Source organism: Paraburkholderia tagetis, from assembly GCF_022213065.1.
GTDB lineage: Bacteria > Pseudomonadota > Gammaproteobacteria > Burkholderiales > Burkholderiaceae > Paraburkholderia > Paraburkholderia tagetis.
Genome location: NZ_JAKLJA010000022.1, coordinates 108,519 through 130,172 on the forward strand (window position 1 = coordinate 108,519; position 21,654 = coordinate 130,172).

At 56.1% G+C, this 21,654-nt stretch carries 19 protein-coding genes; 5 read left to right on the forward strand and 14 right to left on the reverse strand.

The window, feature by feature from the left end:
- The first annotated feature begins 27 nt into the window (after positions 1 to 27).
- Together L5014_RS23175 and L5014_RS23180 are read left to right on the forward strand one after the other, a co-directional pair.
- A complete protein-coding gene (locus L5014_RS23175; RefSeq protein WP_238466077.1) occupies positions 28 to 177 on the forward strand; it encodes a hypothetical protein in 150 nt (49 codons plus the stop codon).
- 30 nt (positions 178 to 207) lie between these two features.
- Positions 208 to 1,437 (forward strand): GGDEF domain-containing protein, encoded by a 1,230-nt coding sequence (locus L5014_RS23180; RefSeq protein ID WP_238466078.1) that lies wholly within the window; start codon positions 208 to 210, stop codon positions 1,435 to 1,437.
- A gap of 401 nt (positions 1,438 to 1,838) precedes the next feature.
- Here the strand turns inward: L5014_RS23180 and L5014_RS23185 are convergent, their stop codons facing one another.
- The 7 genes from L5014_RS23185 to L5014_RS23215 all read right to left on the reverse strand — a co-directional run bounded on the left by L5014_RS23185 (position 1,839) and on the right by L5014_RS23215 (position 13,695).
- Positions 1,839 to 3,572, reverse strand: a complete 1,734-nt coding sequence (locus L5014_RS23185; RefSeq protein ID WP_238466079.1) for a TnsD family Tn7-like transposition protein — start codon at positions 3,570 to 3,572, stop codon at positions 1,839 to 1,841.
- A gap of 175 nt (positions 3,573 to 3,747) precedes the next feature.
- The gene (locus L5014_RS23190) at positions 3,748 to 5,376 is read right to left on the reverse strand and encodes an ATP-binding protein (RefSeq protein WP_238466080.1); all 1,629 of its coding nucleotides are present in this window, start codon (positions 5,374 to 5,376) and stop codon (positions 3,748 to 3,750) included.
- A gap of 3 nt (positions 5,377 to 5,379) precedes the next feature.
- Positions 5,380 to 7,470 (reverse strand): Mu transposase C-terminal domain-containing protein, encoded by a 2,091-nt coding sequence (locus L5014_RS23195; RefSeq protein WP_238466081.1) that lies wholly within the window; start codon positions 7,468 to 7,470, stop codon positions 5,380 to 5,382.
- A 38-nt stretch (positions 7,471 to 7,508) separates the two neighbouring features.
- Complete coding sequence (locus tag L5014_RS23200; protein ID WP_238466082.1) at positions 7,509 to 8,387, reverse strand: TnsA endonuclease N-terminal domain-containing protein; 879 nt, start codon at positions 8,385 to 8,387, stop codon at positions 7,509 to 7,511.
- Complete coding sequence (locus L5014_RS23205; RefSeq protein ID WP_238466083.1) at positions 8,380 to 8,652, reverse strand: hypothetical protein; 273 nt, start codon at positions 8,650 to 8,652, stop codon at positions 8,380 to 8,382. The genes L5014_RS23200 and L5014_RS23205 overlap by 8 nt, the downstream gene beginning before the upstream one ends.
- Positions 8,653 to 9,478: 826 nt before the next feature.
- Positions 9,479 to 12,808 (reverse strand): ATP-dependent helicase, encoded by a 3,330-nt coding sequence (locus L5014_RS23210; RefSeq protein ID WP_238466084.1) that lies wholly within the window; start codon positions 12,806 to 12,808, stop codon positions 9,479 to 9,481.
- A gap of 8 nt (positions 12,809 to 12,816) precedes the next feature.
- Positions 12,817 to 13,695 carry a hypothetical protein gene (locus tag L5014_RS23215; protein ID WP_238466085.1) on the reverse strand — a complete coding sequence of 293 codons (879 nt, stop codon included), beginning with the start codon at positions 13,693 to 13,695 and terminating at the stop codon, positions 12,817 to 12,819.
- Positions 13,696 to 14,028: 333 nt separating this feature from the next.
- On the opposite strand from L5014_RS23215, the gene L5014_RS23220 reads away from it, so the two are divergent.
- On the forward strand, positions 14,029 to 14,997 hold the full coding sequence (locus L5014_RS23220; protein ID WP_238466086.1) for a TauD/TfdA family dioxygenase: 969 nt from the start codon (positions 14,029 to 14,031) through the stop codon (positions 14,995 to 14,997).
- 270 nt (positions 14,998 to 15,267) lie between these two features.
- Here L5014_RS23220 and L5014_RS23225 read toward each other — a convergent pair whose 3' ends face one another.
- Positions 15,268 to 15,942 (reverse strand): DUF429 domain-containing protein, encoded by a 675-nt coding sequence (locus tag L5014_RS23225; RefSeq protein WP_420800121.1) that lies wholly within the window; start codon positions 15,940 to 15,942, stop codon positions 15,268 to 15,270.
- A 48-nt stretch (positions 15,943 to 15,990) separates the two neighbouring features.
- Positions 15,991 to 16,776: an H-NS family nucleoid-associated regulatory protein gene (locus L5014_RS23230; protein ID WP_238466088.1), complete on the reverse strand. Its 786-nt coding sequence runs from the start codon at positions 16,774 to 16,776 to the stop codon at positions 15,991 to 15,993.
- 149 nt (positions 16,777 to 16,925) lie between these two features.
- Between L5014_RS23230 and L5014_RS38655 the strand changes: the two genes are divergently transcribed.
- Complete coding sequence (locus L5014_RS38655) at positions 16,926 to 17,189, forward strand: HNH endonuclease signature motif containing protein (RefSeq protein ID WP_274389470.1); 264 nt, start codon at positions 16,926 to 16,928, stop codon at positions 17,187 to 17,189.
- Positions 17,190 to 17,254: 65 nt separating this feature from the next.
- On the forward strand, positions 17,255 to 18,178 hold the full coding sequence (locus tag L5014_RS23240; protein WP_238466089.1) for an HNH endonuclease signature motif containing protein: 924 nt from the start codon (positions 17,255 to 17,257) through the stop codon (positions 18,176 to 18,178).
- Between the two features lie 114 nt (positions 18,179 to 18,292).
- Here L5014_RS23240 and L5014_RS23245 read toward each other — a convergent pair whose 3' ends face one another.
- The 5 genes from L5014_RS23245 to L5014_RS23265 form a co-directional block, all read right to left on the reverse strand.
- A complete protein-coding gene (locus L5014_RS23245; protein WP_238466090.1) occupies positions 18,293 to 18,478 on the reverse strand; it encodes a hypothetical protein in 186 nt (61 codons plus the stop codon).
- Between the two features lie 84 nt (positions 18,479 to 18,562).
- Positions 18,563 to 19,228 (reverse strand): HhH-GDP family DNA glycosylase, encoded by a 666-nt coding sequence (locus tag L5014_RS23250; RefSeq protein WP_238466091.1) that lies wholly within the window; start codon positions 19,226 to 19,228, stop codon positions 18,563 to 18,565.
- Positions 19,225 to 19,845: a 7-cyano-7-deazaguanine synthase gene (locus L5014_RS23255; protein WP_238466092.1), complete on the reverse strand. Its 621-nt coding sequence runs from the start codon at positions 19,843 to 19,845 to the stop codon at positions 19,225 to 19,227. Before L5014_RS23255 ends, L5014_RS23250 begins: the two co-directional genes overlap by 4 nt.
- On the reverse strand, positions 19,845 to 21,173 hold the full coding sequence (locus tag L5014_RS23260) for a nucleoside 2-deoxyribosyltransferase (RefSeq protein ID WP_238466093.1): 1,329 nt from the start codon (positions 21,171 to 21,173) through the stop codon (positions 19,845 to 19,847). Before L5014_RS23260 ends, L5014_RS23255 begins: the two co-directional genes overlap by 1 nt.
- 2 nt (positions 21,174 to 21,175) lie before the next feature.
- The gene (locus L5014_RS23265; RefSeq protein ID WP_238466094.1) at positions 21,176 to 21,562 is read right to left on the reverse strand and encodes a hypothetical protein; all 387 of its coding nucleotides are present in this window, start codon (positions 21,560 to 21,562) and stop codon (positions 21,176 to 21,178) included.
- Positions 21,563 to 21,654: the final 92 nt, after the last annotated feature.

Below are 21,654 nucleotides of genomic sequence, written 5' to 3' on the forward strand. Positions count from 1 at the left end.
TGGGCGCGCACCGCGTGGGCGCCCTGCTTGCTGGATATCGTCGTGAACCCGCTCAGGATAGGCGAACTGCTGCTGCGCTGCGCGCATTTCGCCCGCGCGCCGGCAGCGCAGACGGCAGGGAAAAGCCCGTCATCGCGAGGGCAGATTTTCAGCGTAGAATGCCCGACGCTGCCGTGATTTACCGGCGTAGCACCTTTGCCGCCCGCGATGCCCGTCGATCTTCTCACCCTTTATATCCTCGCGATCGGAACGCTTTTCGCCAGCGCTGGCATGACGCTCTGGGAGCACCGCACGCATCCCAGGCGCAGCAAGGAACTGAAAATCCTGGCCGGCGGCTATGGCACGCTCGGCGTCGGCGTCGCGCTCGCCGTCGGGCGGCACGCCCTGCCCGGCGCGTGGGGCGGCGCCATCAGCAATCTGGTCATCGTGAGCGGCTATCTGCTGGTCGCGCATGGGCTCGCCGTCATGAACGGGCGGCAATACCGCGTGGCCTCGGCGGTCATCCTCGTCCTGCTCGCGCTCGCGTGGGCCATTGCGGGCGCGCGCGGCCAGAACCTCATGTGGCTCTATCTCACCGCGATTCCCATTGCGGTGGCGTCCGCTATGGCGATGCGCGAGCTGCTGCGCAACGACGTCCTCAAATGGGCCCAGGCGCGGCGCATCGCCGTGATCGTGACGGGCGTGCACGCGGTGCTCTACGCGTTTCGCGCGTGCGTGCTGCCGTGGCTCGCGACGCATTACGGGCAAGCCCTGCTGCCGGTCGTCAGCAAGATCACGATGTACGAAGGCGTGCTGTATTCGGTCGTGCTGCCAATGACGCTGCTGCGCCTCGTGCGCGACGAAACGCACGGCCAGCTTGTGCAGGAATCCCAAACGGACTATCTGACCGGGCTCGGCAACCGCCGCTGGTTCTTCGAGGAAGGCGCGCGGGTGTTAGGCCGCGCGAAGACGCGCGAGCGCGTGGCGCTGCTGGCGTTCGACCTCGATCGCTTCAAGGCGATCAACGACCGCTACGGCCACCAGACCGGCGACGAAGTGCTGAAGACGTTCGCCGCCATCGCGCGCGGCGAGATGGGTCCGGATGCGGTGCTCGCGCGCATCGGCGGCGAGGAGTTCGCGGCCTTGCTCGCAGGCCACGGCAGCGATCGGGCCAAGGGGATCGGCGAGAGAATCGCGGAGCGCTTCGCGCAGACGGCCGCGCACCATATCGATGGCGTGGGCGTGCGCGCGACGGTCAGCATCGGGCTCGCGTGGGCCGAGCCGCAAACACAGTCGCAAGCACAGCCGCAAGCACAGCCGCAAGCACAGCCGCAACATGCATCGGCCGCGCTCGCCACGCTGCTCTCGGCCGCCGACGCGGCGCTCTACAACGCGAAGGCGCTCGGCGGCAACCGCCTCGAGCTTGCGCAGCGCGCCGAGCTTTCCGCGAACGCATGAAGTTCGGGCCGCACGAGGCGGCCCGATCGGGGTGCATCCATCGACTCAAGCGAATCAACCGAATCCAGCGCCCAGGCGCGGGCGGCGGCTGTGGCGTTACAAGAATTTTTTCACTTACACGACCTCTAAGTGTTTGATTAACCACGAGTGGCACGCAGCGGCACTCACGAAGAGTTTTCCGTCGTTGAAACGAACTTGTAACAACTGTTCGAAAACCATGCCAAAAAACTCTTCAGTCTTGTACTCGAACCGCCCCGAGGTCTCGGCCGCCTGCAACCCACCGAGCAGTTCTCCGCGCACAGCTCAACAGTTTCCACCTCCGACTCTCGTTACCGTCAGGATTCAATCACAGGCCCGGGCACAGCAATAATCGCCATCGCCCCGCAAAGTCTAGCTAAAACTCAGTGCGCCCCATCGTTGATAAGTCTCTCAATGAATTCGATGACCGCCGGTGAGGCCTTTCCCAAGGTCACACGTGCCTCCTTTCGCAATCTCCACGCCGTAAGCGGAACCTCTGCCCGCCAGTGGTCATAAACCCATTTTGCCTTTCGACACTGGAAAGCCTCCAAGGTTTCGGTCAACAGCGCTAGGGCAGTAGCCGTCTCAGGGAGCTTGTTGTCTCTGAGCTTGGTGGTCAACGAACGGTCACCTATGAACCTCTTGATGCCCGCTCTCGTCACCTGTTGCGGCGGCGTAGAGGCCGTAATCTTCAGCGCAGCCTCACGCACTTTCTCGCTACATTTCTTATCACGGGCAGCCCAGTCAATAGGCCCTTTTGAAGTACTCGTCGACGTTATCGTATCTGGACGAATCATCCTCAAACGCATCTTTCGCGTAAGCTGGCTCGTTCCGTTGTGACTACGTCGCCTATCTGCTCCGGAGAGTATCCGACGAGCAATCCTTAGGTTAACACCCAACATCTTAGCGACTGTGGTGTGCGGATATCCAGCGCCAACAAGCTCGTGAACCTTTTTAGCAAAAACTTCGCCGAATCTTGTAACGCGCATTTTGACTGGTTGCCCTTTATCGTCTACTTTGTCTAAGCGGGCCGTGAACTCATATCCACACCCGCAGAGAAACCTCCCCGCTCGACTCCCGACCTTGTTATGCTTGAGAATCGTATAGCTTGTTATCGTGGCCAACCCAAAATGGTCGGCCGCAGGATTCTTACATTGCCAAGGTCCGCTACGAATGGCTACCTTATTGTGATTTCTATCTGCACTCTCGTCGAGAAAGTTAGTCAATAAAACGTGACGCAAAGGATGATGCGTTCCTACCCGCACCTTTACATATTCTCTGAGCCAGCTGTGGATGTATCCCATCTTGAAGTCGGAGTGAAGAAGCCCGAGCAATCGGCCACCATAAAAAGCCTTGAACTCGCTCTCGAATTCAAGGCAATCCACCATGTGGCTGTTCCTCATGAAACCAGCGTTATGCAACTTGTCAAGGTAGAGGGCGCGATGTTCGTCCAAAGTGCTGGACGATTGGCCCTTGAGCAAGGCAACAGCGAGTTCCGATATCTTCAATAACAAAGCTTCTTCGCGGTCTGATAGGCCGGTTAGATAGGGCCGAGTAGCCATGCGCAAATCCGCGCAGTGCTGTTCGTTCTGCCCTCCCCCGACCGGTCGTATTTGGACCTCCGTTTCCACAAGAGCGGTGGCGTGCCGAACGCAAAAGTGCACACCTTGTAACTGATGCGCCCTGCGCCAATACGTCTCCCCTAGAACCCTAGCGTCCTCCTCAAGGCAAGCCGGACAAGTGCGCAAATATTCCGGTGCCAGAATTCCGGTGAAAGCCAGTCCCAACCGGCTAAACATACTTCCACGGAACTTTACCTTATCCTTCATCACGGCTGATAGGGCTCTCTGGCGCTCTGGACCTACAAATGCGGCGTAATATGGGAAGAGCGTTCTATTCCAGATAAGTTCGTCGACTGTCTCCGGAATTAAGTCGCCAACATGCAGCTTGAAAGCCTCCAAATAGACTGGAAACTCGACGGCAACCTGAAAAATGTTATCGCCGTATACCTCTCGAAGTGTGTCTCTCCACGACCGCGCCATGGTGTGGCGGTGATAGCGGCCAACCGCACTGAACAACAGTTCGTCTTCGTAGAAAGGCGGAAAATAGCCAATCATTAGGAACCTCCTAAACGTAATCATGTTGCGTGCACGCGGCGACCGACGGCGATAGCGGGCCATCCGCGTTTTTGTCCATGAACTCGACTACGCGAGTGGGTGGTATCGGGCAAAAAAGCAACATCGAAGCTCGCCTTGATATCATTAGGACACGCAAACAATCTGCCACCTCCTCCTAAGTCGAAAAGAAGGTGGACGGCCCGCAAATCACTCCGGCTGTGGCAAGTGCGTCATATGCCACGCGGTCGCTACAATCAGTCGACGTAATGCGCCGCAAATCGCTCAGCGGAAGACAGGCGATATCGACCGGAGTCTTTTTCCGGCCTGCTCTCGACCTTGAGTGAGTTTGCGAGGGAACCGCCATCCCTGACTTCGCCTCTTCAGGCTTGGAATCCCCCTCTGAAGTCCCGAAAACCACGTTAGCAGCTAACTCTGCGCTCGCGGCATCCATTCCAGCATCCTTCATCAACTGAATCATCTTAGCCCGCCGCAGCTTTTCATCGTCCTCCACCGTACGCCTCAATTCGATGACATCAATCTTTTCCTGAAGGTGGAATTGCTCTCTTGCCAACTGCTGCTCGAAATCCAAGGGTCGCAGGTCATCGAACTTGGCAATACGGACCATATCTCCCGACTTCAGTGCGTCAAGCATTGGCTTCAGCAATTTGAACTCCTCCTCTGCTACCTCATTCAACAGCGCTGGCGTAACTACCTCCATTTTGTTGGCCATAGCACGGTACTGCGCCAGCACGTAAAGCTTTACTGCAAGGTCGACTATTCCTTGAGTGCGCTCATAGAGTACGTCAGCCACGTCGGTGGAGAAGTCAGTCTTATTCTTCGTCCATTGGTAGCGCCAGAGCGATTTCATAAGATATTCCCACTCCTTGTCACGTTCAAACCGGGGCCACACTAGTCCCCCCAACCCCGCCCCGCGTCTCGCTTGCCTAAAGTCAATCTGCAATAAGTGTTGCGCAGACATCGTACCCACGAGAACAACCGGCGCTTCCGACAGATTGACCATGGTTACAAAGAAGTTGAGCATTTTCTCAATGCCCAACGGACCGGCAGGGCGAATATGCTGAAGCTCGTCAAAAACGATGACGCCAATGTTGTGCACACAGGCGATTTGAGCAACCTCAGCCAGACGCCCCTCATTCGTCATACCTTTGCCGCCGAAGCGCCGTGCATAATTGGTGTCCCCCAGTACCTTGTCTACATTTTTGAAGAACGACAGGCAGAGCTGCTTCACACTGCCATCGTGGGGGCACTCAACAATAAGCCACGGAATCTGGTACATCTGATGTTCAGGGTGCCAAATGACTTGCGGGTAACGGGCAAGACTTCGTCTCAGCGACCTCGTCTTTCCAGTCCCTGAAACACCTATGAGCGACATCGACATTGAGGGCGCTGGAGTTTCAAGAAGACTCCCGTCGAAAGCTCCTTCCTGGCTCATCCGATAGATTTTTTGCATACGCGCCCTGTACTCTGGTGTTTTTGGGTTACGCTTACGGTAGCCTGCCCGCATCATCATGTCGATGCGCATCCCAATGTCAATGTGCCGTCCAAGTGGCTGAAAAAAATCGAATAACCGTGAAACCATCTGCGCGCGTACAGCTCGAGGCAGTTCACGCTCTGATTCAGAGTACGGTGGAAACTCCTGCAGCGTCAGAAGCAACTCTTTCTGTGTAGCGATAGCGGGCAATGCCTCCACAAATGGATTACCCGCGTGCTCCGGAAGAGTCGCTGGAATGTAGTGAGCTTCAACCGCGTAACATTTTTTTAGTGGTCCTACGTTTCTAGTCATTTTTTATTCATCATCAGAAAGTTCAAATATTGAAGGCATCCCATAGCTCGCCTTTTGTGGCTTGGGTAATGGCAAGACGCTGTTCGATGTGACACTAGTCGGTTCAATGAACGGAAAGTGCTCAACTTTTCGTTGCACGTCTCTCTCACGCTCACCGTTACCTTTTATATTTCCAGTACGTTCTGCCTTACTACGTCTGTCCGGTCCGGCCTCTTCCTTCCTATGCCTTGCCCGCTCGACAATGCGAGAAATTTCTTCTTCGCGATTGATTTTCTCTTCAAGAATGCCGTGTACGGCTTCGGCCTCTCTCCGTCGTGACTGTCTTTGCATACTGAGCAATTCCTGAAGCGATAGCCCATATTGCTCGGTGTCCTTGGTTGAAAGGCGGCAGACCTTGAACAGCCTTCTATCAAACGTGTCATGCAAGAGAATCACATCCAGATTTCTCGGGTCATAAGAAATATCAACCTTCCATTTGCCGTCGCGCCGCGCTTTGGAAAACCACCCCCGCTCTAACGCGTATTCAGACAGATACTGTCGCGAATGAAACTCAATTCCGGAGCCCGTGACGGTGGCCTTCGCCGTATGCATCAAGGCGAACCGCAGCGTGTCAAGGCTGTACCTTTTGAGAGAGCCAGAACGCTTTCTAATGCCCCATTTCCAGAGTTCGTTCGGAGAAGGTACGACACCGTCACGCGACATTTCCACCGTCAGGGGATAACCATCGATGACGGACCCATTGTGCTCGAGAACCGAGTGGATGATTACGCGGAGAAAATCATCGAGGGTAAGCGTTGCATCGAGGCGATAGTCACGACCTCCACGCTCCTGATAGTCAACATCGATATAACCGTCGACCAGAGGCGCGAACTTCGTATGCAGTGAACCGAAATTGCGCTCAACGATACCCTTCCAGTCTGCGCGGTAAGGCGGAGTATTCTCGACTTTGACTTGAAGGACATTCGACAGCCTCTCTGCGAGTTTCGATTCCAGCTCACCACGGTCACCGAGAAGAACACTACTCAAACTTTCACAAGGCCACTGCTCCGCCTCAATCTCGATTCCATATTGCGCACAAAATTCCACTTTGTTCGAGCCGGCGTTGAGCAACGCCATCATCGCCGCCGCCCAGGAAGCCTTTTCGATGCCTACATATATGCCGGCAATCATGCGAGACCACACATCGATAACAACATACAGCACAGGACGACCAATGATGTCCTTCGGGCTCGCCTTCGACACAAGATATACGTCAGCGATAGTCGCATCTATCTGGTAGCGAAAACCCGGTCCGATTGCCTCATTAGTCGAATTTCCAAGAAGTGGGCGGAGCGTCTTCTCCCAAAACTTTCTCCCTTTTCGCGCAACTACTTCTTGCCGTAGATTTCTCGTTTTCCGAAACCAGTAATCGAAGCTCCGATATGAGGGAATGCGGTCGACGTCACGAAGAATGAGTCGTCCTCCCTCTTCCGCGACGCAGTCGGAGAAGAATTTGCGCAGCATCGTTCGCCAGACCCCACGCAAGGTCGCCTTCGGATTTTTAAGGTAGTAGTTTTTAATTACCACCTCGAATATCCTCTTGACCTCCTCGTCGACGTTCATTCCTGTTCCAGGACTGATGGACCGTGGTCGCCCTCGCTTCACGTCACTGGTTGCCTTGTCTTTTCCTGGCCCGCCGCACCTGTCCCAATCGCTGAGTAGGGCATTACGGGTCATTCCCCGCTTCCAGTAATCAAGCAACCAGTTACGCACAGTATCTGCATGAACACCATGGACGGTGGCTGCGCTCGCAATCATTTTTGCACGAGTATCCGAAGCAAACACAGCTGGTTCGTCGCAGACCATCCCAGCAACGCATGCCCACGCGCGGTCTCGTCGGTCCCGAGAAGCGTTGCTAATCGCCTCTTCGACTGGCAGTCGAACATATGGGTCGTCGAAAAGTAGCTCTAATCGTCCATCATCGCGAAGACCCTCCCACTCTGACCGCTTCACCCACTGGGGCATCGTCCGTTTGGCATCAACGTCGATTGCGACAAGGGCATCGGCTGACGAAGAAACCCAGAGCACGCGCATGCGGATGCCGTGCTCGACCAAGCTAACTAGCTCATTTCGCAAGAATGTCAAGAGTGCTCCTACGCCGCGTGGCGAGCGGTAGCACCTTCGCTGCCTCCGGCCGTCACTTCGTGAAATGCCTTCTCGCGGAGACTGAGCGCTCCCATCTCGGCTTGCCATAGCTTCGTTTGTGCGGACGAAACCAGGACCCGACGTGCGAGCAGGTGCCGTGCAACCATCAGATGCGTACCCTCCATGCAATTGCTTCGAGCGTCGAGTTCAGTACACGCATCGTTTAACGGAATAGTGCGATAAGCGTCGGAGCTGACAGCCGATGCAATCCTGAATTTCGCGTCGCCGATAAAGCCGTATCGTGGCTCCTTGATACCCTCAAGGTCCCAACATCCGTACATCCAGTCCAACGCTTCGACACGGTCCGCGTTTAGTTCCCGCTCGGTGCTAATGTGCCATTCGATATCGCCTTGGGCCTTCCAGTATCGCCGCTCAATTTCAAGCTTCTCCACTACCCGAGGGTCATCGAGTTTCGCTGCTGGTTTAATAGCCCAGGCGAATAGCCGTCTCCCTCCCGCGTTTTCGACCACACACAGAAAATCGGTGGTCATGACCTGGATGTCCCCCGTACCCGGCTCACGTGGATGGGCAATACCTGCTTCTTCAGCAATAGTCTGCGTCCGCGCCAAATCAAGAGGAAACTGCTCCCGGATATCGGTCACCGCTTCTGCCCAATCAAGCAGTAGAAAGTGGCGGTACTCGATGTCAGAGAGTAGATGATGAACTCTCTTTGTGGTCCATCCGAACGGACGATGAACACGACCTTCACTAGGAACGTCCTGAATCGTAAGCCACGGCTTGTAGTCTGCCCCAGTCCCCGTCCCGCGTCCCTCGCGGATGTACCGTTCACGCTTCGCGCTATCGATTCCGTATCTGCGTTTAGCCACTATGCGAGCCTCCGAACTTTTGCCAGCCGTCAATGCGAGCGCTCAGCGCCGAATTCAGAGAAGCAAACCATCGTTCGACCGCCGGTTTTCCATTGAAGTGAGTGGCCATCGCGTGGCAGCTTTGCTCACATTCGAGTGGTTTCCCGATGCCTCCGAGGACCATATCCAGCGAATCGCTAAGTCTTTCGCCCTCGACTTTATCGGATTGCGATTTCATCATGTCCTTACACGCGGTAGTTTTACGTTCCATTCCAAAATCGGGCAAGATACTCTCCATCAATACAAATCGCGGCATTCACAATCACATTTACGCAAGTGAGACAAAAGCCATGTTAAGCCTTAGCTCTGCGAAAACACAATGGTTGCAAAATCACTCAAAGACTGAGGCAACGCTCACATTTCGCATTGAAAACAAACTAACCACGCGAGAGATTCATTTGAAAACATCCGGCAATTGAAAATACCAGACATATATTTATTTTGAATTCAATGGAATATCGACTCAACAGCAATTTCAATGAGCGTTGATACTCCTTTTATAAGCCAATTTAGAATTTTTAATTCCCGAATCAACGGAGCATGCATACATCAAATAATGTTGCATTCCCACAACGAATTTTGGTTGGATTCGGAGTAACTGGCGTATTGCGAAAGCAGCGGACCCGCTAGGACGGCATGCCCCGTTTCCGCTCGACAGTCGTGCTGCTGCGCCAGTGATAGCGTAGGAGAAACTGATTTTCGGTGGAGACAGGTTGCCTGCGAGAAGCGTGAACTGGTTGAGCGGCACCCCACAATCGATGCGGGCCAGAGTAGTGTTCCACTCATCGGCAATGAGCTTCGGAGACTGGCCCCCCGACTCGAAGGAGCGATTTCACCCATGAAGAAACGGGTTGCGACTGCGGCCCGACGACAAACTTAAATTCGAGGGCTTAGCATCCCCCTTGGGGACCATTCGTCCACCGAACTCCGAAAGGCTGCTCAGGTCCGGCGGCCCCAACCAATCCGCTGCGACACGGAAAGGGGGAACCAGCGGAAGGCAGTGTTGGAGGCCGCGCCGACTGCCCGATTCGGCACAGCTCGCCGAAGCCAACTCAAACCGGCACTACCGGACATATGCCAAGGTATGCACAACGCCCACAATGTCTTCCGGGTTTCGCGGTGCGGTCGTCGGCACCAAGACGCACAGCAGCCTTGTACGCCCCGGTTCGTTCCAACCACTTGCTTTGTTCGACTTCGATTTCTTTCTGAGCGACCAGGGTGTGGAGAACCATCGGCCGAGAATCCCGGTCGACCAAGTCGAGCAGAAGAGGCCTCAAGGTATCTCTGGTAGCGGTTGCCCCTCGTGTCGAGAATCGAATCATGTGGTATTTCGACCCCGGCCTTTCGATAACCCAGGGCAGCTCGACTTCAATTTCACCTATTCTCGCGACGAGAGACTCGTGCAGCAGTCCGTCGTTCTTCCGCAGAATATTCAGACCCCGTTGGCAGACGATGACAGCGTCTCGACGAAGTCCGGCATCCTTTGCTTTCGGCGGAAGTTGTTGACTCTCCCAAGCGGCAGCAAACGCATCTTTTGGCGTCGTACCGCCTTGTGCAACGACATGAAGCGTCTCCATAACTGCCCAACGCGCTCGTATCGAAACATCCGTATCCTGTTCGCGCTTGAGGCCGAGGTTATAGCGGTAGTGGTGCTGCAAAGGACAACGGATGTACGCTTCAAATTCATCCAATGAAACACGCCTCCGCAATTGTGTGCCAATTGCACCAGGCGTCGACTTGCCCACCGAAGCCACTACGCTCCCATTGAACTTTCTGAATTGATACTTTGCGCCGCAAGCACGAAGCTGTGCCAGCCTGTCAATCGGCTTACGCACGCCGCTTTCGTAGAGCTGCAATCGAAGCTTCGCTCGAGACAGAGCCACGTAGAAAAGGTTATTCCTCTCAATTGCTGACTCGAACGCGAACTCTTTGTCGGAGCTGCCCAACACAGCTGGGGGAACCAGATGAGTAATGGACTCAGAGGTTCCCCATGTCGGAGGTTCAGAGCCAAAAAAAGCCGGGTCCACGAAGCCCACGTGCACCGAGGTAAACTCCAGCCCTTTGCTTGCGTGTACTGTCAGCAGACGTATAGCATCCATTTCCGACGCTTCCGGCGGCAGCTCCCTGTCCGCATATGTCTCACCAATCCTTTGCCGAAGCTGCTGCCGCAACAGGAATCGAGACAGACGCGCCTGCCGTACGTCACCGTCGCCATTCCGAACCGAATATGCAAACTGCCACAGGGCAACGCGGATAGTCTGTGCGTCGAGGGAGACATCACCCGGGTGGGGAATAACAAAACGACGCTCAAGCAGCAAGTCACAGACAAATTGCCACGGATTGGTGTGGCGGTCGAAGCCAGCCAGCAGAACTCGCAAGTTCTCACTTGCTGCGGCCGCCGCCTCCGACATACCCTCAAATGTCTTTCCGCGCCAGCGACCTCTCTGCCACGTTATATCACCGTGGGAAAACTCGAGCAGCCGTCGAATGTCCGCCCACGGCATAAAGAAACTAGGTATGTCTGCAAGTCCAACCAGCGCGCGCGGTTCTCGCTCACAAAGGAGTTGCATGAGACAAACTAAACGCTTCACTTCCGGCCGCTGCGCCAGTTCACCAATGTGGAGGACTGGAATCTGATGGCGACGCAGGTAAGCCGACATAAACTCGATGTCAGCACTGCGCTTACAGAGAACTGCCTGATTCCGGAAAGCTATGCCTTTACCTTCATCGTTCTGCTTCAGTATTTCCTGAACGATTGCTTCGGCGATGTCGACTTTCTCGACGCACGAAATCAGTTGCGGCAAAAGCGAGCTCTTGCCGTTAACTGCGTACATCTCGTCCAGCGGGAGTTCGGTCTGCAACGTGTGAACTCGGCCGGCTTCTGAGAAGAGGTCTAAAATTTCCTGCGAGCTTCTGCGGTTCGAGTCTAGTGAATACTTCCGTACACTCGAGGTATCGCCACTTCCCTTGAAGGAATGCTCGAACTTCATGAGGCTTCGTACAGACGCACCTCGCCAGTGATGTATCGCCTGACGCACATCCCCCACAACCCATAGCGATTTTGCTCGCGCTGCGAGTTGGCGAACGAGCATCACCATCGCCTCGGTGACGTCCTGATATTCGTCTACGAGCACATGCTCGAAATGATTTGCAAACTCTGCAACGCTATCTCTATCATCTCGAATCCGTAGCGCCGGCTTCGCAACCAGGTCGACAAAGTCGACCATTTTCGCTTCTGCGAGGACACGCTCGTGCAGTTCATACAGCGTGGCAATATCCTCGCGTTCGCGCTGAAGCTCTTCCGGGGCGGGGTCGAGTGACTTCAGTCTCTGCCTATACTCGCCTGGACTAACGAGTTCTTCTTTGAGGCGCTGGATACATTTGAGGACCGTCTGAAGCCAGTCATAAGGGTCTTCAACTCGCAGGTAATACTGCAAATCGACAACCGGCAGATTGCGCACAAGAAGCGTTACCTCGTGCAGTCTGTCCGCAACCAGCACGTCTTGGTCAAGTCCGTAATGCTGATGATATTTCCGCAGGAATTCCAAGCCAAAAGCATGGAATGTCCCCGCCCAAATGTCAGCGGCGCGCTGAATGCCCGCGACACGAAGCCTCTCAACGAGCTCGAAGGCTGCTTTATTTGTGAATGTGAGGACCAGAATACGACTTGGGTCTACATTCTGCTGCTCAATAAGGTATTTGACTCTGTGAACCAGCGTGGTCGTCTTTCCAGTACCGGGACCGGCGACAACGTTTACGAATCTCTCTGGGGCCTCAGCAGCTAATCTTTGGTCATCACTGGGAGCTGGCAAATTCCGAGGCGCGACCTGTGCTGCCTTTGGAAGCAATACGCCGTCAAGCATCTGCTGCCGGACCAACTCCAACGGAAGCACCAAAGCCTGCGCAATCACACGAGGCCCTTTGCCTTGACGCCACAAAGTTGCAGCGACATCTCGAGGCAACAGTAACTCCCGAGCGAAGACATTCGCTTGCAATTCCTGACGCTCGCGCGCACCGTACGCTTCAACCTTTATTGCTGCGGGTGTGCCTTCGCTTCCCATCAATGCTTTGAGGTCTGCGATAGTCAATTCCGGCTTGTCAGCGTCTAGCTTCCAGTGCCCTAGCTCATGAGCGACCAGGTACGAATATTCATCGTCGCTGACGGTGTTCCGAACGTAGATGAAGCATTCCTTTCTCTTCAGGACAGCACCGCCGCCACCAAGGGCAGCGAAGGCCGCAGGAACCTTCTCAATACAGAGCTCAAGCTCATCCTCGACGGACGAGAGCAGTTCAAGGCTGTTTGGCACACCTTTTGTACAGCGATTCAACAATTGCTGCCGAAGCTTGTTTGCTTCAGTGCGTGCCCGCTCGAATGGGTTCATTAGTGACGTTAGTCTTTGAACTTCATCAGTCTGGTAGTTTCGTCATCGGACAATGCCAATGACCTGACTGCATCTTCCCATTTTTGAGGTTCAAGGTGTACGTGTGGCTTCACGTGTTCGGATTTGAATGCCGGCACGGCAGACTCTTCAAACGATTCGGCGAGCACTTGTTTAAGTGCAATCCGGGATACGTCCAGACTCGCCGATATAGCATCAAGCAACTTTGGAGGTGTCTCGATAGTTCCAGCAAGCATCCCACTGACAAGAGGGGCATAGCTCCCTATCCCTACCTCCACCGCCAATCGCCGCACTTTTGGTCCCTTGACTGCTGCGACAGCGGCTCGTGCCAGGACAAGTTCTGTCTCAGTGGCAGCCGATTCAGCTAGGCGCTGTTGCCGAGAGAGCGAATCAGCCATGCACATTGCAACAAGCTGCGACGAGGATTTCCCATACTCCTTGGCAGTTAGCTTCAGTCGGATAGACAAACGGCGGCTCAACCTGACCATCCATTGAACAGTGTCATCACCGTCAAGAGCAGACAATCTTGACTCATAGTTCAAGAGAAGCTTAGTGGGACTTTCGCATCGACTCCTCTTCTCAAATTCCTCAAAGCCATCCGCCACTAGTTCACGTGCGACAGCTGCAACCGAATCCCCTCGGATGTCTGCCAATTCGCCCACGGCCACTTGCAGCGCTCTCTTGCTGCTGACACCAATGGTGTCTTGGCGCTCCTTCGTACGGCTCGTTTCACTGGCGCGGTGCCGAGATTCGCTATGCATAACTGCCTCCGTGGGCTCATTACCTTTATCGAGTATTTTTTGGTATTCAGTGTCCCAGCCTGTCTCGCTGTGTGCCTCTAGCACCCTAGAGTTGAGCGTGCTCATCATCTCCAATGCCGCCGCTTCAGCTGAGCTAGCCGACACATCGAGAACGTCCTCATTCGGAAGAGTGACGGTACACCTCACAGCCGAGTCTCGAGCATCCGTACGGAATCTTACGTTCGCAGACAAGACGCAAATCAGATGAGCCCATTGAGCAAACAAGTGGGCCGCGCGCGTGGCATCAGTTTGGGGCAGAATCTTGGCTCGCATGCTGGACAGTATGTTGGTTTGTATTTAGTATAAGCATGTATCAACAATATATCAAACTTGGGGGCCGCCCTGATTCACGCTGAATTTTCCGCCGCTGTCCGAGCAGCAGTGCACCGTTGGCGTGCAGGAATGACACTTGAAGAAGCGTGCGACTGCCTCGCGGACCCCGTCAGCACCGGCGAAGAGCTGAGCAGGCTGGTTCGTGACGAGCTGGCGCGAACAGGTACGGACCTGAACGCTCTTCGGGAGCAGGCATGGACGGAGGCCTACATCCACCTGCCTAACGCCTTCGACGTGGCGGGGCTCCCAGCGACGCCAGAAGATTTTTTGCCGCTCCCCGACGCGGAAGGCACGCTTCTCGCCCGCGCATCGTCGATTACGGCAATTGCGACGCTCGGGCTCGATACGGTTTCGTATGGTTCCGAGAACGACGGCGAGTTGTTTGTCAACCTCGTTATCATCCCCGGTGACGGTTACGTCCCGGAGAAATCACGCAGCTCGATGCATGGGCATACAGACGCGGTCAGCTTTCCGGTCCGTGGACAGTTTGATAGCGAGGAGGTCCGTATCGCACCGTCGCCGGATTTTGTTTGCCTGTCCGGTCTACGCAACCCGACGAATGCGGCAACGACTGTAATGCCGCTTTCGCAGATTCTTCCGCAGCTTACCGAAGGCCAAATCGCTGAGTTGAAGAAGCCTCAGTTTATTATCCGGGCACAAGGAACCTTCCGAGATGGGACGCAGCGCATCCTTGGAGAGGAACACCAGGTCGACGGCGGAGAACTGCTTTTCGACGTCAACGGCCAGCTGTGGGTCCGTTTCAGTCACAGTAGCGCAGGCGCAGACGACGAAGAGGGAGCAGCTGCAGATGCCGTCGAGGCTTTCGCAAACGCTTGCAAGACCTGTGCGACCGGCGTCGCAATCGCTCCGGGCGACATTTTGTTAGTTAACAATCGTATTGGCCTACATGGCCGAACAACTGTCGACGGTGAAGCCGGCGGCGAGTCGCGCTGGCTTTTAAGGACATACGGGCTGGATACCTCAGGTCTAAATGCGGAGCAGCGCTACGAAGACTCCGTCCACAAGCTTTTCCCCTGAGGGGCCTTGCGGCGATTCGCGGCTTGCGCGATTACGAGCAGCATTGACTACACGCTGCTCGATAGAATATCGAACCTCACCGCAGCGAGCCTCGAATCACGAGGCCGCGCGCGCCTTTGACGACCTCCTAACTGCGCCCTTAGAGGTGCCGACCATTCAAGGCGGAGCCGCCGAATTCAAACCGTGTCGCACGCATTCCGCCGCGCCCATTCCGTGACGGCCCGTCGATTGGAGCCGCATCAACAAGCAACTGACCCGGTTACGAGTTGTTCAAGCCAGCCTATTAGGATTGCAGCGTTGACCGGCGGAATCTGGGACATGGATGTATCCACCTGCGGCGTCCCCATAGGACCTCGCATGCCCAGCGACCAAGCGTCCTGCGGTCCATGCGCACAGGGCGGCGTCGATAGAGTCTATTGACCTCAACGGCAACGGATTGATGCCAACGGTCTCAAGGAGCTTTCTGCGCTCGACGAGCTTCCTTTTGGCGGAGACGGTTTCCCTGCCCAGCACAGAGCACGCGATGGCGTGAGGAAACGTCTCGAAAGTCACGCGGTTGCCCTCATATTCTCGGTCATTCAAAAGCGGATAGGCGGCGGCAAACGCGTGATAGACCAGCTCACCGCACAGCATCCAGTCGTAGAAACCGCTAGGGCTGGACTTCGCTTGCTCTTGTGTTGGCGTGGCAAAACAATGGATGTGCTGCCGCGCCAGTTCCCGCTCGGCCAAGCGGCCACTACCCGCCTCTGCCCATCTGCACGGTGCGTCTATACCGACCGCTTTCACGTCAAACTTAAGACACTCCCGTAGCATCTCCGCCGGCGTCATACGCCTCACGTTGCTGAGGATGCTCGTGCCCCGGAGGATGACCATATGGCATCCCTTCCTTGCTCCGCCAACATCAATGCCAGCAACTGTGCCCGTCTCCACGGCATCCTCACGCACGCATGCTTAGCCGGGCCGCAATCCTGCACAGCCCGTCTTGTTTCCAGCTTAGGCCGCCGCAGGCGTGCTCGCAACCCCAGTCGTTGCTTGGTTCACGGCAGCATCGACAGGACGCGCGGCTTTCGTGGTGCTCCTCGGCACACGCGCTTTGCGAGCAACGGGCGCCTTCGCGGTCGCACCGTCGTTGGAGGCAGGGTTCCGAGCCTGTGCTGCCACCGTCTTTGCGGCAGCCTTCTTGGCGAGCCCCTTCTTCGATACAGTGGCATTCTTCGCGACAGCCCTCTTGGCAGTCACCGCCTTGACCGCTGTCGCGTTCGGCGCCGCTGCGGACTCCGCAGCCTCTGCAATCAAAAACTTCGAGCGGTCTCTAACGCTAGCAAGCCAAGCCGGCGCTCGGCCACGACCGCTCCATGTTGCCCCCGTCTTTGGGTCCTTGTATTTCGGAGCTTGCACGCCACGAACATAATTACCGGCCTTCACCGCTTTGTGTTCAGCGCGCGCCGCCTTCTGCTTGCTGCCATCAACGAGGAATTTCGAACGGTCCTTCGCGCCGGCAATCCAAGACGGCGCACGGCCGCGTCCACTCCAAGTAGCACCCGATTTCGGGTCCGCATACATCGCCACAGTGGTGCTCTTGCCGACCATAGATTTTGCCCCGGACTTGCGACCACGCCTTTTGCCAACATGCGCTTCGAGGTCAGCGAGGCTGATGTCATGCTTTTCCATCAGCCCGCGGATTTTCTCCAACACAGCAGTCGACTTCGTTGCGACCAACGTCTCGGCTTGTGCCTGCAGCTTCGCGATACGCGCCTGAATGCTTTCGAGCGTCGTCATAGTTTTCTCGTCTGTTAATAGTCCCCGAACTATGCCACACCACAGACCCGGCGTAGCGATGTCTGTCGGCGATAATTGGGACACGGCCTGTGCGCCTACGACCGACATCATCGAAGCCGGAACAGCAACTCGTTCTAAGCCGGGCTTTCATGAGAAATGCCTATGTCATCGCCGAGGTGCTGCTCAGAGCAGCGGGCATCTGTGAGAGCTGCAGAAGTCCGGCCTCGTTCACGCGCCCAAATGGCCGACCGTACCTTGCAATGCATCATCCGATTCGGCTCGCGGACGGCGGGGACAACACTTTCGAGAACGCGATTGCAGTGTGCCCCAACCGCCATAGAGAAAGGCACTTCGGGACAGCGTATAGTGAATCAGGCGACGGTGTTGCGCCCGAAAGTGTGGGACCTGCCTGACCTCGCCAACAGCATTGGGCGGGGCGGTAGACGGAGACCGGAAAGAATATAAAGGACAAGCAGTTATGACGACGCTGAAAGACCTGAAGCCGACAAAAAAGCAAAACGTCGAGGAAATCACCGACGAACTCGGCTTGAAGATGACGAACAAATACGATTGGTGCTTCAGCAATGAGAGCGGCACTTATCTCATTTTTGAGTGGCACGACGACATGCTCGAGAAGGAAGGAGAAATCTACTTCCTCGACCAGGCTAGCGATTGGGCCGAAAAGAACAGGAGCACTGCGTTGACAGTGCAAATCAATCGCGCCTACGCGGTAGCCAGTGTCATCCTTCAAGCCTATTACACAAAGGCTCCGCTCAATGTCGCCATTATCGAAGGCGTTCGCAGAGTCGTCGGTCTGCGAGAGACGAGTGAGGCACATCTGCGAGAACTGGATTCGCAGAAATGGTATCCCCATCACCGGGACGAAAACGGCCACATTGTCGTTATCCGAGGCAAGCCACAGGCGGAAGGATTCGACGCATATGCAGTCGACCAGCGACGCGCGAAGTTGACTGGTAGCCCACCGCCCCCACCACCGTCAAAGACTGTTGAGCTCACCAGGACGGCCATCTACGAGCGGGACCCACAAGTGGTAAGAGATGTAAAGCGGCGGGCGGCGAGCGGTTGCTGTGAGTTTTGCGGAAAGCTTGGCTTTCCGACGCCACAAGGCACCTACTACCTAGAGGCGCACCACGTCATCCCGCTTAATTTGGGCGGCTCCGACGCCGTCAAGAACGTCATTGCCATTTGCGCAGACGACCACAGGCGTGCGCACTTCGGGGCAGACCGTCACGAATTGCGCGACGAAATGATTTGGAAGGTCTTGCATAAGCTGTATCCCGACGACACCGAATATTTCGAAGACTTGGACGTGAAGTCCATTGAAATCACGAAAAGCGAAAAGGCCCCTGGGAAACTCGAGGACGTCAGAATGGATTCGTGAATCGAGGAAGGCTAACCCGCTCCGGAGTACGCCCGTTCACAAGACGACGTAACTGACCTTGCTCTCCCGGGTCGCCCTGAACTTAACTGGCACTGACTGACCGACCTTGATGTTTCATTGGTGGGCTGTCACGACAACGTACGAGATTTCTACGGCAATCCCCTTTTCTGACAATAGCCGCCCAAACGCCTGAACATCAAGCAGTTGAGTGAGGCGCATCGCCGTGGGGCGACCCGCGGCGATAGACTTCTGAAGCGACTCGACCTCGTGTTCAGTCTGCGGCGCGTCGGTTGCGGTCATTGTGCTTCCAGCAGAGGTATGTCGAAGGGCAGCCCGTCTCGCGCTGACTAGGAGTCGATGTCGATTACATGGGCGTTATCGCGCTCATACCCCGAGGGTCAACTGCACTTGGGTCGGCACCGCAGCGCGGCGCCAGAGCCAGGCGTCGAACTCGCGCCGTGGAAGTGAGAGCAGGTCGGCCGCGCAGCAGAACGACTTGCGCAGGAAGTGGTAGTCATCGTTCTCGACACCAACTGTCTTGGCGAACGTCCGCACGTGACGGTCAACTGCGATGGAGTCGATGCCAACGAGGCACGCCATGTAGTCCACGGTCTTTGGACCAATGCCGTTGACAGTCTGAATCGCATTACAGAATTCGTCAGACACCAGTCCGGCGCGCAAGTCCTTCACATCCTCGATTCCCCAATCTTTCAGAAAGACGACCAACGCTTCGAAACGGCTCACCTTCTCGTGATGCCTCCAGTTCAAGAATGCACCTGTCTTGCCATCCTGAATCAGCGCTACCAACGACGAAATAGTGAGGCGAGTCGGATGTCCGCGGAGGATAGCCAACACCCGTGGACGCACAACGGTGGTGTAGTTGAGCCCAGCCTGGAGCACCGAATCCGCGAGAACGGCGCCCAGGTGCTCACAAGTAGCACGCGGGTGCTTCTCCTCGAAGAGCGCGCCCTCGTCCTTCGCATGGTCGGCAATGCGACGCGCTGCGAGCAACACTTCAATGGCGGACGCTTTGGGGCCAGTCCTTCTCATACCAGCTTCGCCTCTTTCAATGCGTTCAGGCGCTCGACGCAGTTCGGACAAGCACCACACGGAAACTGTGCAGACGCCTGGCACGAGTAGGTTCGTCCGATGGGCACACCAAGCTCCGCAGCCAAACGGGCCACATCCGCCTTGGACGAATAGCGGAACGGTGAGTGAAAGCGAACGGGACCAATGCTCGATGTAAGTCCGTCAAGGCTGTTCATAAATGCGGCAGTACAGTCAATTTCTTTGGCATGGTTGCTGTTGATGAAGCCAGTATAGACATCCAGGATTCCGACCGTCTGTGCGCGCGCCGCCGCAGCGGCGAAAAACAGCATCGTTCGGTACGGGATGTACAAGTCGTCGTCCTTGACCTCTTCAGTCCAGAGGTCAGCTTCGCGAATCAGCCGCGACTGCGAACCTCTGAAGATATCTGAAATGTCGAAGCGCTCAGGCCGCTTCATATCGGCGGGCAGGACCTCGTTGACCCTACTCCACTCAACGTCCACGCAATGTTGCCCATAGTCAAAAAAGATTGGGACGACGTCAACGCCCGTTGCCGCGAGGTGGTACCCAACAGTCGTTGAGTCCAGGCCGCCAGAGGCCAGAAGCAGCGCTCTTTTCATCACGATTCAGCCCTCAATTTGGCAAGAGCTTCAAAAGTGCCGTTGAGGCACGCGTCGAAGTCGGCGGAGTATACCGAACTTCCGACGACGACCATCGTGTTCTCATTTTCCTGCCGCGGGTCGTAGGTGATGACTGGCTTGCCCATCTCGATTGCCATGCCGATTTCGACGAGCGTGCCTGGGTCACGGTCGAGCGGAACTGCGAAGACCGCGTCGCACTCCTTGAGCAGCTGGCAGTCCATGTAATAAGTGCGACGCAGGTCGGTTTCGCTCGCGGGCCGCTTCAGCTCGCCGTTTTCTTGAATGGGACGACGCACCTTGAAATTGTGATACTTCAGGCTGTCCGCAGCTCGGTCGAGCTCCTGCTTCTCAACATAGGAGAAGTCCGGGCCAGCAAGGTAGATGGAATAGCGCGGTCGGTCGTGCCAAGGAAGCACTGTCCCGCCGAGCGACTGCAGCGCATCGAGAGACAGCAGGAACCCTCGTTGCACGTCGCGCTGGATGTCGTCTGGGAACGTGGACTGCGAGTACACCGTCGCAGCCTGACAGCCGCGCCATGCGGCTTCACTCCATCCCTTGTGAGAGAGACCGACCATCACGGCGGTGTAGACGTCGCCAACTCCGACGGAGTTGACCGTTTTGCCGAGGGTCGCGGGTATTTCCTCGACGCCGCCGTCCCGCAAATCGAAGAGCCGGCTGCCGCCGCGATTCTCCTTCAGCAAGAACACGTCCGGCGACAGTTTCTTGACCGCGGCTATCAACCCGCCAACATCGTCGCTGCCGAGCCGCTCGAACAATGAAGACGACGTCGAGATGATGAGCGCCTGCGTGCGCCCGCTGTATGCCTCGAGCGCTGACAGGTCGTCCAGGTCATACGCGATGTCGAATGAGAAGCATGCGTCGTTAGAGAAGGCGCTGGCGAGTTCGTTGACATCGAACCGACCGGGAAAGACAACGACTTTCTGGTAAGCGTCGAGCCGCGGAAGCGGGTCGCAGAATTTCACGACTTTGTTGTTGCGCATCAAGTCTTCATAGCCTTGATGTGAGACCTCCGTTGCGTCTCCGATGAGGATGACGTTCGGAGCGCCGATGACTTCACCAAGCCAGATGAACTCGTTACAGCCGCACGCGTGTAGATAGCGCTTCGCTTCGTCTACCAGATACCGTGGACAGACGGCTGCCACGGAGTAATCGAGGCCCGCAGCCCAAAGTCCTCGCGCAGCGTGCGCGACACCACCTAAACGAAGCTTGCATATCGCACCATGGCGGGCGAGCGTGTAGTCGACAACCAGCTCCCCAACAATCAGAACTGCGTCTGTGGGGGCCATAATTATTGTGGAACGAAGTCAGCTTCGACGGTGGGAACAGGCTTGTCTGCAGAAGACTTCACGACGCCAACATAAGTCACGCCAGCCGCCAGACAGGTCGCAAGATAGTTGAACGATGTGGGAAAAGCCCCTACCTTCACACCGTTCACATCGACTGCGAAGACGCGCTTCTTATCAAAGAAGATGCCCAACTGGGTGCCGGGCACCGGTACCTTCCTGAATTGCGAGTAGAAGTCGCACTGGCCGACATCCTCGAGCAAGCTGGAGAATGCCTGCTTGCATCTGTCGATGCCACTCGCGCCGCCTGCCAATCCAGTCCCGTCTCCCTCCACTTCTTTGGCCTTTGTACCAGGATAGTCCGACCCCGATGGGCGGGCAAATTCCCCCACCTGTGGGCACCTCAAAATCCCCCACCTAGAGACACGCGGAGCATGATGCTGGCGCGGTCTGGCAGGACGTTACCTTGCACCCCTCGAATGAA

Excerpts from the sequence above, each read along its gene's own strand:
- L5014_RS23255 (WP_238466092.1), bottom strand. The coding sequence starts at position 19,845 with ATGAAAAGAGCGCTGCTTCTGGCCTCTGGCGGCCTGGACTCAACGACT.
- L5014_RS23220 (WP_238466086.1), top strand. The coding sequence starts at position 14,029 with ATGACACTTGAAGAAGCGTGCGACTGCCTCGCGGACCCCGTCAGCACC.
- L5014_RS23210 (WP_238466084.1), bottom strand. The coding sequence starts at position 12,808 with ATGAACCCATTCGAGCGGGCACGCACTGAAGCAAACAAGCTTCGGCAG.
- L5014_RS38655 (WP_274389470.1), top strand. The coding sequence starts at position 16,926 with ATGAGAAATGCCTATGTCATCGCCGAGGTGCTGCTCAGAGCAGCGGGC.
- L5014_RS23250 (WP_238466091.1), bottom strand. The coding sequence starts at position 19,228 with ATGAGAAGGACTGGCCCCAAAGCGTCCGCCATTGAAGTGTTGCTCGCA.
- L5014_RS23180 (WP_238466078.1), top strand. The coding sequence starts at position 208 with ATGCCCGTCGATCTTCTCACCCTTTATATCCTCGCGATCGGAACGCTT.
- L5014_RS23245 (WP_238466090.1), bottom strand. The coding sequence starts at position 18,478 with ATGACCGCAACCGACGCGCCGCAGACTGAACACGAGGTCGAGTCGCTT.
- L5014_RS23230 (WP_238466088.1), bottom strand. The coding sequence starts at position 16,776 with ATGACGACGCTCGAAAGCATTCAGGCGCGTATCGCGAAGCTGCAGGCA.
- L5014_RS23260 (WP_238466093.1), bottom strand. The coding sequence starts at position 21,173 with ATGGCCCCCACAGACGCAGTTCTGATTGTTGGGGAGCTGGTTGTCGAC.
- L5014_RS23215 (WP_238466085.1), bottom strand. The coding sequence starts at position 13,695 with ATGATGAGCACGCTCAACTCTAGGGTGCTAGAGGCACACAGCGAGACA.
- L5014_RS23190 (WP_238466080.1), bottom strand. The coding sequence starts at position 5,376 with ATGACTAGAAACGTAGGACCACTAAAAAAATGTTACGCGGTTGAAGCT.
- L5014_RS23185 (WP_238466079.1), bottom strand. The coding sequence starts at position 3,572 with ATGATTGGCTATTTTCCGCCTTTCTACGAAGACGAACTGTTGTTCAGT.
- L5014_RS23240 (WP_238466089.1), top strand. The coding sequence starts at position 17,255 with ATGACGACGCTGAAAGACCTGAAGCCGACAAAAAAGCAAAACGTCGAG.